Annotated in this window: 16 protein-coding genes and 1 pseudogene; 2 read left to right on the forward strand and 15 right to left on the reverse strand. The window is 49.5% G+C overall.

The annotated features are described in order from the left end of the window. Nucleotides 1-25 precede the first annotated feature (25 nt). A pseudogene (locus AC58QG_RS33705) lies at nt 26-1,165 on the reverse strand (MBL fold metallo-hydrolase); the annotation flags it as partial. A gap of 27 nt (nt 1,166-1,192) precedes the next feature. Next, a complete protein-coding gene (locus AC58QG_RS33710) occupies nt 1,193-1,975 on the reverse strand; it encodes a sulfite exporter TauE/SafE family protein (RefSeq protein ID WP_497366391.1) in 783 nt (260 codons plus the stop codon). Nucleotides 1,976-2,278: 303 nt separating this feature from the next. Between AC58QG_RS33710 and AC58QG_RS33715 the strand changes: the two genes are divergently transcribed. Further along, the gene (locus tag AC58QG_RS33715) at nt 2,279-2,692 is read left to right on the forward strand and encodes a thiol-disulfide oxidoreductase DCC family protein (RefSeq protein WP_497366392.1); all 414 of its coding nucleotides are present in this window, start codon (nt 2,279-2,281) and stop codon (nt 2,690-2,692) included. 16 nt (nt 2,693-2,708) lie between these two features. Here AC58QG_RS33715 and AC58QG_RS33720 read toward each other — a convergent pair whose 3' ends face one another. Continuing rightward, a complete protein-coding gene (locus tag AC58QG_RS33720; RefSeq protein ID WP_497366393.1) occupies nt 2,709-3,506 on the reverse strand; it encodes a DODA-type extradiol aromatic ring-opening family dioxygenase in 798 nt (265 codons plus the stop codon). Nucleotides 3,507-3,596: 90 nt separating this feature from the next. Beyond that, on the reverse strand, nt 3,597-4,517 hold the full coding sequence (locus AC58QG_RS33725) for an N-acetylmuramoyl-L-alanine amidase family protein (RefSeq protein ID WP_497366394.1): 921 nt from the start codon (nt 4,515-4,517) through the stop codon (nt 3,597-3,599). Between the two features lie 93 nt (nt 4,518-4,610). Between AC58QG_RS33725 and AC58QG_RS33730 the strand changes: the two genes are divergently transcribed. Beyond that, nucleotides 4,611-4,739: a hypothetical protein gene (locus AC58QG_RS33730; RefSeq protein WP_497366395.1), complete on the forward strand. Its 129-nt coding sequence runs from the start codon at nt 4,611-4,613 to the stop codon at nt 4,737-4,739. 60 nt (nt 4,740-4,799) lie between these two features. On the opposite strand, the gene AC58QG_RS33735 is transcribed toward AC58QG_RS33730, so the two are convergent. From AC58QG_RS33735 to purB, 11 genes are all read right to left on the reverse strand, one after another. Then, complete coding sequence (locus AC58QG_RS33735) at nt 4,800-4,979, reverse strand: hypothetical protein (RefSeq protein WP_497366396.1); 180 nt, start codon at nt 4,977-4,979, stop codon at nt 4,800-4,802. A gap of 120 nt (nt 4,980-5,099) precedes the next feature. After that, nucleotides 5,100-6,365: a phosphoribosylamine--glycine ligase gene (purD, locus tag AC58QG_RS33740; protein WP_497366397.1), complete on the reverse strand. Its 1,266-nt coding sequence runs from the start codon at nt 6,363-6,365 to the stop codon at nt 5,100-5,102. 68 nt (nt 6,366-6,433) lie between these two features. Further along, complete coding sequence (purH, locus tag AC58QG_RS33745) at nt 6,434-7,981, reverse strand: bifunctional phosphoribosylaminoimidazolecarboxamide formyltransferase/IMP cyclohydrolase (protein WP_497366398.1); 1,548 nt, start codon at nt 7,979-7,981, stop codon at nt 6,434-6,436. A gap of 307 nt (nt 7,982-8,288) precedes the next feature. Further along, nucleotides 8,289-8,900, reverse strand: a complete 612-nt coding sequence (purN, locus tag AC58QG_RS33750) for a phosphoribosylglycinamide formyltransferase (protein ID WP_497366399.1) — start codon at nt 8,898-8,900, stop codon at nt 8,289-8,291. After that, entirely contained in the window at nt 8,900-9,940 is a 1,041-nt protein-coding gene (gene purM, locus AC58QG_RS33755) for a phosphoribosylformylglycinamidine cyclo-ligase (protein ID WP_056612773.1), read from the reverse strand. Before purM ends, purN begins: the two co-directional genes overlap by 1 nt. A gap of 103 nt (nt 9,941-10,043) precedes the next feature. After that, nucleotides 10,044-11,576, reverse strand: coding sequence for an amidophosphoribosyltransferase (gene purF / locus AC58QG_RS33760; RefSeq protein ID WP_497366400.1), 1,533 nt, complete (start codon nt 11,574-11,576; stop codon nt 10,044-10,046). Next, nucleotides 11,561-13,804, reverse strand: coding sequence for a phosphoribosylformylglycinamidine synthase subunit PurL (gene purL / locus AC58QG_RS33765; RefSeq protein WP_497366401.1), 2,244 nt, complete (start codon nt 13,802-13,804; stop codon nt 11,561-11,563). The genes purF and purL overlap by 16 nt, the downstream gene beginning before the upstream one ends. After that, nucleotides 13,782-14,477, reverse strand: a complete 696-nt coding sequence (gene purQ, locus AC58QG_RS33770; RefSeq protein ID WP_028556673.1) for a phosphoribosylformylglycinamidine synthase subunit PurQ — start codon at nt 14,475-14,477, stop codon at nt 13,782-13,784. The genes purL and purQ overlap by 23 nt, the downstream gene beginning before the upstream one ends. A gap of 77 nt (nt 14,478-14,554) precedes the next feature. Continuing rightward, entirely contained in the window at nt 14,555-14,794 is a 240-nt protein-coding gene (gene purS, locus AC58QG_RS33775; protein WP_028556672.1) for a phosphoribosylformylglycinamidine synthase subunit PurS, read from the reverse strand. Nucleotides 14,795-15,004: 210 nt separating this feature from the next. Continuing rightward, nucleotides 15,005-15,886, reverse strand: coding sequence for a phosphoribosylaminoimidazolesuccinocarboxamide synthase (locus AC58QG_RS33780; protein WP_497366435.1), 882 nt, complete (start codon nt 15,884-15,886; stop codon nt 15,005-15,007). A gap of 50 nt (nt 15,887-15,936) precedes the next feature. Next, nucleotides 15,937-17,232: an adenylosuccinate lyase gene (gene purB, locus AC58QG_RS33785; protein WP_497366402.1), complete on the reverse strand. Its 1,296-nt coding sequence runs from the start codon at nt 17,230-17,232 to the stop codon at nt 15,937-15,939. Between the last annotated feature and the right edge of the window lie 16 nt (nt 17,233-17,248).

Here is a 17,248-nt window from a genome sequence, read left to right on the forward strand (position 1 = left end):
ATTTCTCTTGGGCATCTGATGCGCCATCGTGAACGGCACAACGATTCGGCCCGATCTCCATCTCCCGCTGCTCTTCCTGTGTTGGATGGATTTTGCCCATATTGGTCTGCCTGATCTCTTCATACGCATTCGGTTGCGGTGGCAAATTCTCCGTAACCATGCGTCTAAATGCCGCTTCATCTTCGATTTGGAGTCCCGGATTCTGCTGAAACAAATCACCAAGCCGCGCGGATACTCGTCCACCTTCACCTAACTCTGTCACCTTGCCAAAATGTGCGGGAAGCACGATCAAATCTTCGGAAAGCTCCTGGTAACGCTCATATAACGTCGTTCTAAGATCAGCCACCCAATCCTCTGCTTTACCAGCAAGATCTGGACGACCTATCGATTTTACGAACAAAATATCACCCGACAACAAGTACTGACCATCAATAAGAAGTGATGTACTTCCAATGGTATGACCTGGCGAGTGGATCGGCTGAATGCTAATTTCCGTATGACCAACAGCCACCGTGCTGCCTTCTTCAAGCTTTTCGTAAGGGAATTGCACCTCCGTCGCATCCTTGGTTGGGAGCCAGTAGGAACCCTTAGTTGCCGCCGCCAACTGTCGACCGCCTGATATATGATCCGCATGGAGATGGGTATCGAGGGTATGTGTAATCGTTACGTTCTTTTCTTCTGCAAAATGTTCAAATACATCCGTCATCCGAACCGCATCAATTACCGCGGCTTCTCCTTGTGAAAGAACCATGTAAGACAAGCAGCCCTTGCCTACACGAACGAACTGATAAATCTCACCGCCGTCGCTTAGATCTCCGATTTTGACAGGTGTGAGCTGCTCGCTCCATGACTTCATACCGCCGATGAGGTACGAAACGTTAGATTTACCAGCCTCTATCAATTGCTCTGCGACGAAAATGGACGATCCTTCTTTGGCACATACGACTAGCACCTCTTGATCGCTCGGGATCGCATCGAGAATGGCTTCCACGCCATTAATCAGTTCAAAATAAGGCACATTCAGCGTCTGAACCTGCTTGCCTTCAATTCGCCAATCCGCATAGTCGCTTTCGTTCCTCACATCCAGAATAAAAATAGGTTCCTGTTTCAGCACTTTATCGGCTAATTGAGCAGCTTGCATGCCTTGAACTTGAGTCTGTTTCATCGTAATCCCTCCGTTAGTGAGTATCTTTTATGCCAAAATGGACATCCAAATTTTGACGACCGTTGCCGTTATCAATACAGCTAAAATCCCTTGTAGCAGCTTAATGTTCACTCGCTTGCTCAGCCTTGCACCTAGGGGTGAAGCAATCGTACTTGCGACGATGAGCACAATCGAAGGAATCAAGAGCATATGCCCGCCCAGCAGCTTTCCTGTTGTGGATCCGATAGAGGCTAGGAATGTGATGGCTAGTGATGAGGCGATAGCCACTCGGGTTGGAATTTTGAGAACAACAAGCATCACCGGAACTGTGATGAACGCGCCCGCCGCGCCCACAATGCCCGACACCAGACCGATAACCAGAGCAAGGCTAATGGCGAGCGTTTTGCTAAACGTAATCTGACTATTGTCAGGCGTATCTGGAGTTCCCTTCTTAGGCAGGAACATCAATACCGCTGCAATCAGCGCCAACACGGCATAGACCAAGTTAATCGTTGCACTCGGCAGTCCATTGGAAATGAAACTTCCCAAGAAGCTTCCTAGAATAATCGGGACACCCATATATGCAACTAGCTGCAAATGAATGAACCCGCCCTTGCGATAGACCAACATCCCCATGAGACTGGCAAAAAACACCTGTACAGCGCTAATGGCTGTCACCTCTTGTGCCGTAAAAGCCGCAAAGCCTAGCGCCGGCGGCACGAACAGCAGCATTGGATAATTAATAATGGAACCGCCTATCCCCACCATGCCTGAAATGAATGAGCCCAAGATGCCTAAGGTGAAAATAATCAAGATCCATGTAACCTCCATTGAGTTCCTGCCTTTCTTATTGGGATGAACGCGGGATTATATACCCTATGGGGTATATAAAATGGCAAAAAAAATGCCGCTTGCCTATTGGATCTTTTTACACGCCAACCATCGTCGATGTTACCCATACCCCTATAGGTATATGAGAACTATACTACCTCATCGCTTTTTCGTCAACCCTGCCTGGTCCGCTGCCGTGACACCATTTAATCCCACGATTCTTTGGCATTTGCTCTACCGTCGGACCGACGTATAATAAAGAGAAGCTTCATCCAACCAATGTGCGGGTCAAAGGAGATACTCATGTCGAATTACAATGATCATCCATTCATTATCTTGTTCGATGGTGTTTGCCTGCTCTGCAGTAGTAGCGTGCAATTCATCCTGCGAAACGACCCGAAGGGCGTGTTTCACTTCGCTTCTCTCCAGTCTGAATCCGGACAACGCCTGCTTACCAAGCATAAGCTTCCCCTTGATGAACTCAGCACCATTGTGCTGATTGAAGGTGACCGCTCTTATACACGCAGCTCGGCTGCCCTGCGAATTGCAAGGCGTTTGCGCGGCGCTTGGCCGCTGGCCTATGCAGCCATCGCGATCCCAGCTCCGATCCGAAACCTCGGATACAACTTCGTTGCACGCAACCGCTATCGCTGGTTCGGCAAGACCGAGCAATGTATGCTGCCGAAGCCAGAGCATAAGGGACGGTTTCTGGATTGAGTAGTCCTGGAACGTTCTAATCTTCCTTCTTACGCACCTTCAGACTGCCAAACATCCAGCAGCATAAGCTCAGTGTGCCCATTTGAAAACTATGATGCAGCAGCTTCGCGCTCCTTGAAGCATCACCTGCTCCAAGCGCAATCAGCAATGGCGCAAAATGCTCCGGCGTCGGAACAGCTTCCCGTGCATGCGGCGCCCTTTCGTCGTAGCGGATCAGCGCCTCCAAGTTCCACGTTTCTAGCTGCTCCGCTAACCACTCGTCAAACTCCACAGCCCATAGCTGCGGAACAGGATTATTGTCATCCAGCCTACGCAGATTGTGAACCGTTCCGCCACTGCCAATGATCAGCACTTGTTCCTCCCTTAGTGAACCTAACGCGGCACCAATCCGATAATGTTCCTCTGGCGTAAGCCTAGGGTTAACTGAAAGAGTCACAACCGGTATCTGCGCATCGGGATACATAATGGAGAGAGGTGCCCAGGTCGCGTGATCCAAGCCACGCCTGTCATTAAGCTCACAGCGGATGCCCTCTTCCTGAAACAACTGTTGGATATGGAGGCTTAGAGTTAGATCCCCTTTAGCAGGATAGTTAATGTCATAAAGTTCTTCCGAGAAGCCCGAGAAATCGTACATCATTTCAGGCTCGACTGCCGAACTAATCTGCTGCACAGCACTTTCCCAATGAGCACTGAACACAACAATGGCTTTCGGCGTTGGTATCGACATCGCAAGTCTTTGCAAGAAGTCCGTATACGCATGCTGCTCAATGGCCAAGTTCGGTGAGCCATGTGCAATAAAAAATGCTGGTAACATCGCAACTCCCCCTCCCACTCGCAATTCCGTGCCAATTATCTACATTATTCTCGAATCTGTGAAAATAAAACCACTAACGCTCCGTCCGTATCACTTACCATTCACATACTGCTCAATCCCATCCGCGATCCCAGTGGCCAGCTTCTGTTGATAGGCTTTGTCCGACATCTTCTCGTCCTCTTCGGGATTCGTCATGAACCCGATCTCAACGAGCGCGACGGGTACCTTCGACCAGTTGAAGCCGCTAAGGTCGTCACGCGCCGATAGGCCTCGGCCCTTCTGGCCTGTGGCTTGCTGCAAGCCAGCTAAGAGATACCCCGCGGCTTGCTTACTTTCCGCTGCGATAGGCTTAACAGCTGGTTGCGCAGCGGACGGGTACAACACCGAAAACCCCTTCGTACTCGCCGAGCCATCGCCATCCGCATGAATGCGTACGACCAACGCTGCACCGGCCTCGTTAGCCATATCCGCACGCTGCTTATTGCTGATATCCACATCATGCTTCTCACGCGTCATCGTGACGTTGATTCCACGCCGAGTTAGCTCCGCTTTTAGCAACAAGGATACTTCCAAATTGAGCACATACTCCGGCTTCTTTGTGCTTACGCCAACGGTTCCCGAGCTGACCTTGGCTTTTGTTTCCCGCGTATCTGGACCGACCGGTTCAGGCGCGTTATTACCGACCCGTTGATGCCCAGGATCGATCATCACGAGCTTGTTGGTCTGGTTATTGATAGGGGCCGAGGTAGCAGCCGCCTTAGGCATTGTTACGACGGATGTTGGAGCCGCCGTTGGCGACAGCGCTGGTGTAGGTGCAGCTGTGGAGGCTGCTTGCACCTCGGGTGTCGGAGTCGATGCAATCGTAGCAGCCGTCGCAGCTGTTGCAGCCTCCGCACTATGCACCGCCTCAGCCGTAGGCAGGTCCGCTGCCTCATGCTGCTTTTCCCCACAAGCAGCCAACCCAGCACTAAGCGTAATGACCGCCGCGAGGATTCGTATTCTTTTTACCACATCGACGTCCCCTTTTCTCTCTATTTGTATAAAAACGCCCAACATTCACGAAACTAACGCTACCATGCTTCTCCACATTTGGGAGGTCCCGCTATGCAGACATTTTGGCATTATATCACTGATCACTGGCTGTCCATTTCATTAATCGTTCTTGCGTTACTTGCGTGTTTTTTCGTCTACAAGGGTAGAAGCAAGTATATTCGCGGCTGGGATAAAAAGTAGTTGGATAACCTACAGCTATTTCTGAGCCATTCCTTTTATTATCGGACTTAAATGGAAAATCTACAGCTTTTTCTTTGCACTCCCCCCATAACACCAGAAATACCGTAAATTAACTGGAGGAAATCCATCTAGTCGCCGAGAATGGGAGAATTTCACTACTTTACCTGTAGAAAATCCATCTATTCCACGCACGGGGGCACTCCCTTTCTGTACACGCTCCATCAACTTTGTCTCTTCCACCAATTCCGCCCCTCCCTTTATGCAAAAAAAACACAGCCCTTTGACCACGCTCCCAATCAATCGGGTAGACGCTTCTAGAGGACTGTGTTTTTATGTTGGTCTAGCCGCCGTTCCTACAACCTATTTCAATGCTTTCATCGCAATGTCGGTCCGGTAATGCTTGCCTTCAAAATGGATCCGATCCGCATCCGCATAAGCCTTCTGACGAGCTTCGATGATATCCTTACCAAGACCAGTGATACCAAGCACGCGTCCACCATTCGTGACGATTTGCCCGTTCTCATCAACTGCTGTACCCGCGTGGAACACGAGGGAATCCTGCACTTGATCAAGACCTGTAATCGGAAGTCCTTTTGGATACGGTCCAGGGTATCCTGGCGAAGCGACAATTACGCATACTGCGGCTTGCTCGCTCCACTCGATTGGCTGCTCAGCCAACGTACCATTGTTGATTGCTAGGAAAATATCCAGCAAATCCGTTTTCAATCGCGGCAAAATCACCTGCGTCTCCGGATCACCGAAGCGCGCGTTGAACTCAATCGTTTTCACACCGTTCGGAGTCAAAATCAGACCCGCATACAGCACGCCTTTGAACGGACGGCCTTCTGCCACCATCGCATCCGCCGTTGGTTGGACGATGTTCACAAGTGCTTCTTGCACGATGGACTCAGGAATATGTGGAAGTGGGGAATACGTCCCCATTCCGCCTGTATTCGGTCCTTTATCGTTATCGAAAACCGGCTTATGATCCTGTGAAGGCACCATCAAACGCACCGTCGGACCATCAACGAACGCCAGTAAAGACATTTCTTGTCCTGTCAGGAACTCCTCGATCACGACGCTTGCACCTGCAGATTTACCAAACACCTGACCCACCATGATGTCTTTCAGCGCTGCTTCCGCTTCTTCCATCGTTTGCGCAACCGTAACACCCTTACCAGCGGCTAAGCCGTCTGCTTTGATGACGATTGGCGCTGTTTGCGAGCGCAAGTAAGCAAGTGCCGGCTCATACGCGTCAAAAGACTCGTAAGCTGCCGTAGGGATGCTGTATTTTTTGAGCAGCTGCTTCATGAACACCTTGCTGCCTTCAATAATCGCAGCGTTTGCACGAGGACCGAACGCCTCGATCCCTTTTGACTCCAAATGATCGACCAAACCTGCCGCTAACGGATCATCAGGCGCAACCATAACCAAGTCAATCGCTTGCTCCTTGGCAAATGTACTGATTTCTTCGAATTGAAGCTCCGTAATCGGCACGCATTCCGCTAAGCCGGCAATTCCGCCGTTTCCTGGTGCGCAGAACAGTTTGCTGATTTTTGGGCTTTTGCTCAGTGCCCATACAATCGCATGCTCACGTCCGCCACGTCCAATAACTAATACACGCATTTGTTGGAATCCCCTCTCATGGGGAATGCCCACGGTCCACTTACGAATCGTGAGCATTCTCAATTGTTTTAGTGTTTAAAGTGACGAACGCCTGTCATAACCATAGCAATGCCGTTTTCGTTGGCAACGCGAATGGACTCTTCGTCTTTGATGGAGCCGCCTGGCTGAATCACCGCAGTGATGCCTGCTTTTGCTGCCATTTCAAGGGTATCGCCCATCGGGAAGAACGCATCGGACGAAAGGACGGAGCCTTTCGCTTTATCGCCAGCTTGCTCGATCGCGATTTTCGCTGCGCCGACACGGTTCATTTGACCAGCGCCTACGCCCACAGTCATATCGTCAGCCACAAGTACGATGGCGTTAGATTTAACGTGCTTAACGACTTTCCATGCGAAAAGCAATTGCTTCATCTCTTCCGCTGTCGGTTGACGCTCGGAAACGACTTTCAGATCTGCTTCTGTCAGTTGGTAAGCGTCGCTAGCTTGTACAAGCATGCCGCCTTCAACTGTCGTAATAACTGGCTGCGATGCACGACCAGCGATTGTATCCAAACCGGCTACTTTGAGTAGGCGGATGTTTTTCTTTTTAGCCAGAATCTCAAGTGCTTCTGGTGTAAAATCTGGCGCGATGACGATTTCCAAGAAAATCTCATGCAGCAACTGCGCTGTCGCTTCATCGATCGCACGGTTCGCAGCAACGATCCCACCGAAGATGGACGTTGGGTCTGCATTGTACGCTTTCGTGTAAGCTTCAAGTACGTTCGTACCGATACCTACGCCGCAAGGGTTCATGTGCTTAACGGCTACAACCGCAGGCTCGCTGAACTCTTTGACAATTTGAAGAGCCGTGTTCGCGTCATTAATATTGTTGTACGATAATTCCTTACCGTGTAATTGTTCAGCCGTTGTGATGTTGCCAGCAGCTGCATTCGGCTTGCGGTAGAACGCTGCGCTTTGGTGCGGGTTCTCGCCGTAGCGAAGCTCCTGCATTTTCTCATACGTAACTGTGTAACGCTCTGGGTATGGCTCACCTTGAAGGCCAGTCAAATAGTCACCAATCAAAGCATCGTAAGCGCCTGTGTGACGGAACACTTTTGCCGCCAGACGTTTACGTGTTTCCAATGTTGTGTCGCCCGTCTCTTGGACTTCTTCCAACACTTTCGCATAGTCAGTTGTGTCTACAATAACGGAAACGAAAGCATGGTTTTTCGCTGCAGAACGAAGCATGGTCGGCCCACCGATATCAATGTTCTCGATCGCATCTTCGTAAGTCACATCAGGCTTCGCAATCGTTTCTGCAAAAGGATACAAATTCACGACAACCAGATCAATGTACTCAAGGCCAAGCTCTTTCATGCTCGCTTGGTGCTCTTCGTTGTCACGAACAGCCAGAAGTCCGCCATGTACGTTCGGGTGAAGTGTCTTCACACGGCCGTCCATGATTTCTGGAAACCCTGTAACCTCGGAAATACCGATTACCGGTACCCCTTTATCCTTTAACAAACTAAGCGTACCGCCTGTGGAAATGATCTCAACGCCCAGCTTCGACAGCTCGCTCGCGAATTCCACGATGCCCGTTTTATCGAAAACGCTGATCAGTGCTCTTTTGATTGCCACTATGCTTCCTCCTTAGGGAATGGGATTGTATGTGAATGAGTACTTAGTGATGTTAAACATCACTACTGCGGATATATTTCGCGGGAAGCCATGCGTTAGTGATGAAAATCATCACTAACACACCTGTTACGCCAACTTTCGGGGCATAATCGGCTCCGTAACGTTATAAAACATCACTAAAGCAGCTTTTTCTCGCTCCACGCCTCATATAGTGATGAAAAACATCACTACAGTGCGCCAAGCCCCAATTCTGAATAAAATAAATAAGTGCCACACACGCTCACAAGCGCGTGCTAATCTCTCAACCCTACTTCCGCACGCTAACCCTGCGGCCGTCCAAGCTCACGCGGCCCTCGCGCAGCCACCGCACAACCTGCGGCAGCAGCACGTGCTCAGCCGCATGGATTCGCTCCGTGAGCGAATCTGCTGTCTCGTGCTCGTGGATTTCCACGGCACGCTGCGCAATGATCGGGCCGGAGTCCAGCCCGCCATCGACAAAATGCACCGTGACGCCTGTCTGCTTCACGCCATACTCAACAGCCTGTTCCACAGCGCGAACGCCGGGGAACGAAGGCAATAAAGATGGATGAATGTTAATCATTCGTCCGAAGAACGGCTCAACCAACACATTCGTAATAATCCGCATGTACCCTGCCATCACAACCAGATCGACCTGGCGATCCTGCAGCTCTTTCAAGATCAGCGTCTCATACGCCTCACGGCTTGTGTATTCCTTCGGGTTGAAGGCAAACACAGGCACCTTCGCTTCCTTGGCACGCTCAACTACGAATGCCTTTGGGCGATCACAGACAAGAAGCTCGATGCTGACATCAAGCTTCCCCTTCTGTACCTGATCGACAATCGCTTGGAAATTCGAGCCGCTTCCTGAAGCCATAACCGCGATGCGATAAGGCTGCATTATACGTCAGCTCCTTGGAACGTAACCACACGCTCGCCTTCAGTTACAACGCCTAAACGATATGCTTTTTCGCCTTGCGCTTCCGCTGCAGCAATCGCTTTCTCTGCATCGTCAGCTGCCACGATCACAACCATCCCGATTCCCATGTTGAACGTGCGGAACATATCATTGTTCGTGATATTACCTACACGCTGCATCAAGGAGAAAATCGGAAGGATCGGCCATGATCCGTATTGGATATCCACGTTCACGCCATCAGGCAGAACGCGCGGAATATTTTCGATGAAACCGCCGCCTGTAATGTGCGCCATACCTTTGATCGCTACATCTTCCAACATAGCCAAAACTGGCTTCACATAAAGCTTCGTTGGCTCAAGCAGCACGTTACCAAGCTTGTCACCAAGCTCTTCCACATGCCCTTGAAGGGTATATCCGTTATCTTCTAGCAAAAGCTTACGCACAAGCGAGAACCCGTTACTGTGCACACCGCTTGAAGCTAGTCCTAGCACGACATCTCCAGGACGGATCGTTGTTCCGTCGATGATCTTTTTCTTGTCGACGATTCCAACCGTAAAGCCGGCAATGTCATACTCCCCTTGTGCATACATGCCCGGCATTTCCGCCGTTTCGCCACCGATTAGTGAGCAACCAGATTGCGCACAACCGTCGGCGATCCCTTTAATAATCGCTTCAATTTTTTCTGGAATGACTTTGTCACAAGCGAGATAGTCTAGGAAGAACAATGGCTCTGCGCCTTGAACGATAATATCATTCACGCACATCGCAACCGCGTCGATCCCAATCGTATCATGCTTATCCATGGCAAAAGCGATCTTCAGCTTCGTGCCCACGCCGTCCGTACCCGATACGAGTACAGGCTCCTCATACTTGTCTTTGTTCAAGCTGAACAGCCCGCCGAAGCCACCGAGATCTGTTAACACTTCAGGACGGAATGTCCGTTTAACGTGCTTTTTCATCCGTTCTACTGCTTCGTTCCCCGCCGCGATATCGACGCCAGCCTTTTTATAAGCATCCGACACTGACCAACACTCCTTAGTTTGTCTATATATGGTGGAGGTCGTTAGACCCCCGTTTTCTCTATTGCCTGATTCAATGACCCCAAAGCTGTCACAAATTCAGCTATTAATCACAAGCACAGCCAACCTTCGTCACATCAACAATTTCAGTCGGATAGTTGTTATCGAAGCAAGCCGTACAATATCCGCTTTCTTTCCCTGCGGAGCCTTGACCGATTGAATCCAACAATCCATCCTTCGTTAGAAAATGAAGCGAATCCGCGTTGATCGCTTTGCGAATCTCTTCGATCGAATTCATCGCAGCGATAAGCTCTTTACGGTCCGGTGTATCAATTCCGTAGTAACAAGGGTTCATAAAAGGCGGCGAAGAAATCCGCACATGAACCTCCGTTGCTCCTGCTTCACGTAGCAGGTTGACGATGCGTAAGGACGTTGTCCCACGAACGATGGAGTCATCGATCATCACGACACGCTTGCCTTCGACCACCTTGCGAACGGCGCTCAGTTTCATTTTGACACCTTGCTCACGAAGCTCTTGGCTTGGAATGATGAACGTCCGGCCCGTGTAGCGGTTCTTGATCAGACCCAGCTCGTAAGGAATCCCGGTTTGTTCCGCAAAGCCGATCGCAGCTGAAATACTGGAATCCGGCACGCCGGTTACAATGTCCGCATCCACGAAAGCTTCCATCGCCAGACGTTTACCCATCCGTTTACGAGCGGAGTGAATATTCACTGTGTCAATGTCGCTGTCTGGACGAGCGAAGTAGATGTATTCCATCGCACAAATCGCGCGCTTGCCGCCCTCTGCAAAACGTTCCGAACGGAAACCATCACGATCAATCACAATGATCTCGCCAGGTTGTACATCACGGAAATAGGTTGCCCCAACCGCATCAAATGCACATGTCTCCGACGCGAACAAGTAGGCATCTCCGAGGCGACCGATCATGAACGGACGTAAGCCGTTCGGATCAAGTGCAGCAATCAATTTATCTTTTGTGATAATAAGGAATGCGAAGCCGCCGATGACTTGATTCATCGCATCTTTCACAGCATCAACGATATCATCATGCTCCGAGCGAGCAATCAGATGCGCCATAACCTCGGTATCACTTGTTGTTTGGAAAATGGAACCCTTCCGCTCCAGTTCACGCTTGATAATGTTGGCATTATCCAGGTTCCCGTTCGTCGCAATCGCTAGATCGCCCTCGCGGTATTTGAATACGAGCGGTTGTGCATTTGCCAGCTTGCTTTCGCCTGCTGTTGAATAACGAACATGAGCGATAGCCGTTGAGCCCGTAAGTGGATGCAAATTATCATTTGTAAAAACTTCCTTCGCAAGTCCCATCCCACGGTAATAATTGAACTTGCCTTCATCGACCGTACAGATGCCGGCACTTTCCTGTCCACGATGCTGCAGGGCATGCAGCCCGTAATAGCACAATGAGGAAGCGTCGGGATGACCATACACCCCGAACACCCCGCACTCTTCATTCAGCTTATCGAACAATCCACCTTGGCCGCCAATACCTTCGTTGTAATAGTCGCCTGTCCAAAGCTCATGCTGCCCATTCTCAAGTTGTTCAAATGGTGCCACAGGAAGCTTCAGGGCCTTGGATTGTTTCACGCCATTAGACATGGAATCGCATCCTTCCAGACTTTCGCCAGCTCGTTTACAGGAGACTGGAGACGCTGTTCGTCATTGATTTTCACAGTTAGGTAAGAACCTGTTACTTTTCCGATTTCTTGATAAGGTACACCTTGGGAAGCGATCCAGTGCTTAAGCGCATCCGCTTTGTCTGGTGTAGCGCTCAGAATGATACGGGATTGCGTTTCACTGAACAATGCGAAATCAGGACGAAGATCAGACGCTACATTAACCTCTGCGCCGATGTTGCCGCTGATACAGCTTTCTGCAAGTGCTACAGCCAATCCGCCTTCAGACAAGTCATGTGCAGAAGCAACTAGACCTTCTTGAATCGCTTTTAGTACTGCGTTTTGCAGGCGTTTCTCAGTCGCCAAGTCCAACTCAGGAGGACGGCCTTCTGTTACACCGTGAATCACATATTGGAATTCGCTGCCGCCGAGCTCAGCTTTCGTCTCGCCTAACAGGATAATGATGTCGCCTTCGTTTTTGAAATTTTGCGTTGTGATGTGATCGATGTCATGAACAAGACCAACCATCCCGATTACCGGTGTAGGGTAGATAGCGCCTTTGGAGTTCTCGTTGTAAAGCGAGACGTTACCGCCGATAACCGGCGTATCCAAGAAGCGGCAAGCTTCCGCCATACCATCTGTGGATTTCTCCAACTGCCAGAAGATTTCCGGCTTGTCAGGGGAACCAAAGTTCAAGTTGTCCGTCACAGCAAGCGGCTCAGCACCGGAACAAACTACGTTACGCGCTGCTTCGGAAACTGCGATACGTCCGCCAACTTCTGGATCCAGGTACACGTAGCGTCCGTTACAATCCGTCGTCATCGCAAGACCTTTGCGCGTGCCGCGGATCGTTACTACTGCTGCGTCCGAACCTGGACGCACAGCTGTTTCTGTACGAACCATGTAGTCATACTGGTTGTAAACCCACTCTTTGCTCGCTACCGTCGGGGACGCGAGTACGGATTTCAGCGCTTCCGTCAACTTCGTTACCTCTGGGTAACGTGTTGTATCGATCGCTGCACTTGCTTCGTAATAAGCCGGCACTTTGCTTGGCTTATTGTAAACCGGGCACTCGTCAACGAGTGCGCCAACAGGCATGTTCGCCACGACTTCACCGTGGTGGATTAGTTTAAGGAATCCGTCGTCAGTAACTTTACCGACTTTCGCGCAGTGCAAGCCCCAACGTTCGAAAATACCTTTAGCTTGCGCCTCATCCTTCGGCTCAACAACGAATAGCATACGCTCTTGGGACTCAGACAGCATCATTTCATATGCTGTCATACCTTCTTCGCGTTGTGGAACTTCATCCAGGTAAAGCTCCATGCCGTTACCTGCTTTACTAGCCATCTCAGCGCTGGAACATGTAAGTCCCGCTGCGCCCATATCTTGAATTCCTAGCACGATGCCGGAATCGATTAACTCTAAGCAAGCTTCTAATACTAGCTTTTCCATGAACGGATCGCCAACTTGTACCGCTGGACGCTTCGCTTCGGACTCAGCTGTTAGTTCCTCGGATGCGAATGTCGCACCGTGGATACCGTCGCGGCCTGTTGCTGGGCCTACGTAGAAGACTGGGTTGCCAACACCTTTGGCAACACCGCGTTGGATCATGTCGTGGTCGATCAGACCCACGCACATTGCGTTAACGAGCGGGTTCCCCTCGTAGCTCTCGTCGAACATCACTTCGCCGCCGACTGTCGGAATCCCGATACAGTTACCGTATCCAGCGATACCGGAGACAACGTGCTCGAACAAGTACTTCACGCGATCGTTTTCCAATTTACCAAAACGCAAAGAGTTCAATAACGCCACTGGGCGTGCACCCATGGAGAAAATATCACGAATAATACCGCCCACACCTGTCGCCGCGCCTTGGTAAGGCTCGATTGCGGAAGGGTGGTTATGACTTTCAATTTTGAAAACAACCGCTTGGTTGTCCCCGATATCTACAATCCCTGCACCTTCACCAGGTCCCATTAGAACGCGAGGTCCTGTAACTGGGAATTTGCGAAGTACGGGTTTGGAATTTTTGTAAGAACAATGCTCGGACCACATTACGCTGAATACGCCGATCTCTACATAGTTTGGATTGCGTCCAAGGAAACCGCAAATTTTGGCAAACTCCTCATCGGTTACACCCATTTGCTTGTAGATCTTCTGTTCCGCGATTTGTTCGGCTGATGGTTCCTTAGCGGATAGCTGCTGCGTCATGTTTTTCCCTCCAAGCACTTAGAATTGATGTGAACATTTTCTTACCGTCTGCGGAGCCCAGAATCTCATGAATGGCGCGCTCTGGATGGGGCATCATACCCACAACGTTCCCTGCTTTATTGCTGATTCCTGCGATATCATCAAGTGATCCGTTCGGGTTGTTGCCCGCTTCATAACGGAACACGATTTGGTTGTTTTCTTGCAATTCTTTTAGCGTAGCTTCGTCACAGTAGTAGTTGCCTTCACCGTGTGCGATCGGAATGTTGATCAATTCACCTTCGGCATAATCACGTGTGAACGCCGTTGTGTTGTTCTCAACCTTCAGAACCGCTTGGTGGCAGCGGAATTTCATGCCGTTATTGCGCAGCAATGCGCCTGGTAGCAAACGAGCTTCCGTCAACACTTGGAATCCGTTACAAATGCCTAGAATGTATTTGCCTTCTTCCGCAGCCTTCACGACAGCCTTCATCACATTCGTAAACTGAGCAATTGCTCCACAACGCAGGTAATCCCCGTAAGAGAATCCTCCTGGTACTAGGATACAATCGTATTTGGACAAGTCGCCGTCCGTATGCCATACATAGTCAACGGGTTGACCAATCGTGTCTTCAATCGCTTTGTACAAGTCGATATCGCAATTCGATCCCGGGAACACAAGAACCGCAAAATTCATGACTTCTTCCTCCTAAAAGTTTTGCTTTAGCAAAACTAGCTTCGTAAGCATTTGCTGCTTTGATTAACTTGTGTCTATTACACCAATTCGTAGCGGTAGTCTTCGATTACTGTGTTTGCAAGCAGCTTCTCGCACATTGCTTTAACGCGTGCTTCTGCTTCTGCTCTGTCTGTTGTACCAAGCTCAAGCTCCAAATATTTACCGATGCGCACTTTGCCAACTTCTTCGAAGCCCATGGAGTGAAGTGCTCCTTGTACTGCTGTTCCTTGCACGTCCAATACGTTCTGCTTAATTGTTACATAGACAGTTGCTTTCATTGTAAAATCGCTCCTCAGCGTTATTTTAGAGGTAGTTCAAAAAGTCGTCTTTTGATCACGAAGCAATCCGAGAAGCCTATTCGACATCGAATCTTGCGTTCACCTTTGAAGTCCGGTGCTCATGTAGGTTTTGCCTACACTCCGCTCCTCCTTCTTCAGGTTCTCGCAATCTTCTCGGTGCTGAAAACCCGACTTTTTGAACCCACATTTTTAGTCAACCAAGCGGTGCAAAATCCCTTTATATCGGTTCGAAGTCTCTTCCACAACAGAAGCTGGAAGCTCGTCCGGTTCACTATTTTTATCCCAACCTGATCCCGCCAAATACGTACGAACAGGCTCTTTGTCCATGGAATCGATCTCGATATCCAAAGCATATTTATCTTCAGACCAGTAACGGGAAGAATCCGGCGTGAAAATCTCATCAATAATAATAAGTTCACCTGCATAGAAACCGAATTCAAACTTCGTATCTGCTAAAATAATGCCTTTTTGCTCACAGATGGAATGTGCCAGCACATACAGCATAATGCTGCGCTCTTGCAGTGCATAAGTCAGCTCTTCGCCAACTAGTTCTTTCATTTGTTCAAGGGAGATGTCCTCGTCATGACCAACATCATTTTTCGCTGCAGGTGTGAAAATGGGTTCTGGCAACCGTTGGTTTTTACGTAAGCCTTCCGGTAATTTAATGCCGTTAATTTCTCCCGTTTTCTCGTACTGTCTCCAGCCATTCCCTGTGATGTAGCCGCGTACCACGCACTCGATGGAGATACGCTCTGCCTTTTTCGCTACAATAATACGTTCCTTCAACAGTTCACGATCAGCGGCACTTGGAATAATCGCTTGAAGCTTTTCAACATCCGTGTGGATGATGTGATTATTCATATAACCGCTGGTAATTCCGAACCAGTACTTGCTGAGTGCATTCAGTACATATCCTTTATCCGGAACGCCAGGCTTCAAGATGTAATCAAAAGCCGAAATCCGATCCGTTACCACGATCAAAAAGCTATCGCCAAGATCATACAGCTCACGTACTTTGCCTTTATGCACCAGAGGCGCATTAACCATTTCCTCAGCTGTATCTACGATCACGCTTGCGTTTGCCACGAATTCCACACCCTTTCCCCTTCAAAATCTACCTGTTAGTTCAAACCAAGACGGTCAAAGATCGTGCTTACATGCTTCAAATGCCAGCTTGGATCGAAGCAATCTGCGATTTCTTCTGGGCTTAATACTTCTGTAATCACCGATGTGTTCTCTACGATTTCACGGAAAGAACGTTGCTCTTCCCATGCTTGCATCGCTCTCGGCTGTACCGTATCGTACGCTTGCTCACGCGCAAAGCCTTTGTCGATCAGCTTCGTCATCACACGGCCGGAGAAAGGAACATCATACGTGCTGCGCATGTTGCGTTTCATATTTTCAGGGAACACCGTTAAATTCTTGATGATATTGCCAAGACGGTTCAACATGTAGTTCAACAATTGTGTCGCATCTGGCAAAATAATACGCTCAACGGAGGAGTGCGAAATGTCGCGCTCATGCCATAGTGTTACGTTCTCGTAAGCAGACACCATGTGTCCACGAATCACGCGGGATAGACCGGAAATGCTTTCGCAACCGATAGGGTTACGTTTGTGCGGCATCGCGGAGGAACCTTTTTGACCTTTGGCAAACGGCTCTTCAACTTCGCGGAACTCACTCTTTTGAAGGGCACGAATTTCTGTTGCAAATTTATCTAGGGATGTTGCTACCAATGCTAATGTAGCCATGTATTCTGCGTGACGGTCACGTTGCAGCGTTTGTGTCGAAATTGGTGCTGCTTTCGTACCAAGCTTGCCGCACACGTATTCTTCAACGAACGGATCGATGTTCGCGTACGTGCCTACTGCTCCAGAGATTTTACCGAATTGCACGCCATCAGCGGCAAAGCGGAAACGCTCCAGGTTACGCTTCATTTCCTCGTACCATAGCGCCATTTTCAAACCAAACGTCGTTGGCTCTGCATGAACACCATGCGTTCTACCCATCATCGCTGTATCTCTATGTTCGATCGCTTTATTACGAAGGATTTCAATGAAGTTCTGAATGTCTTTATCCAAAATTTCGTTCGCTTGGCGCAGCAAGTAGCCAAGTGCTGTATCAACAACGTCTGTCGACGTTAAGCCGTAGTGAACCCATTTGCGCTCAGGCCCTAGTGTCTCGGAAACCGCTCTTGTGAAGGCGATCACGTCATGACGCGTCTCTTGCTCGATTTCATAAATGCGGTCGATGTTGAAGCTTGCTTTCTCGCGCAATACTTTCACATCTTCTTTCGGAATTACACCAAGTTCTGACCAAGCTTCGCAAGAAAGAATTTCAACTTCCAACCAAGCGTTAAATTTATTTTCTTCTGTCCAAATGCGTGCCATTTCGGGGCGTGTATAACGTTCGATCATGATTCCGTTCCTCCAA

It is taken from the genome of Paenibacillus sp. J22P169, from assembly GCF_059691995.1.

Coding starts and splice junctions, on each gene's coding strand:
- AC58QG_RS33710 (WP_497366391.1), bottom strand. CDS start 1,975: ATGGAGGTTACATGGATCTTGATTATTTTCACCTTAGGCATCTTGGGC.
- AC58QG_RS33715 (WP_497366392.1), top strand. CDS start 2,279: ATGTCGAATTACAATGATCATCCATTCATTATCTTGTTCGATGGTGTT.
- AC58QG_RS33720 (WP_497366393.1), bottom strand. CDS start 3,506: ATGTTACCAGCATTTTTTATTGCACATGGCTCACCGAACTTGGCCATT.
- AC58QG_RS33730 (WP_497366395.1), top strand. CDS start 4,611: ATGCAGACATTTTGGCATTATATCACTGATCACTGGCTGTCCATTTCA.
- purD (WP_497366397.1), bottom strand. CDS start 6,365: ATGCGTGTATTAGTTATTGGACGTGGCGGACGTGAGCATGCGATTGTA.
- purN (WP_497366399.1), bottom strand. CDS start 8,900: ATGCAGCCTTATCGCATCGCGGTTATGGCTTCAGGAAGCGGCTCGAAT.
- purF (WP_497366400.1), bottom strand. CDS start 11,576: ATGTCTAATGGCGTGAAACAATCCAAGGCCCTGAAGCTTCCTGTGGCA.
- purL (WP_497366401.1), bottom strand. CDS start 13,804: ATGACGCAGCAGCTATCCGCTAAGGAACCATCAGCCGAACAAATCGCG.
- purQ (WP_028556673.1), bottom strand. CDS start 14,477: ATGAATTTTGCGGTTCTTGTGTTCCCGGGATCGAATTGCGATATCGAC.
- purS (WP_028556672.1), bottom strand. CDS start 14,794: ATGAAAGCAACTGTCTATGTAACAATTAAGCAGAACGTATTGGACGTG.
- purB (WP_497366402.1), bottom strand. CDS start 17,232: ATGATCGAACGTTATACACGCCCCGAAATGGCACGCATTTGGACAGAA.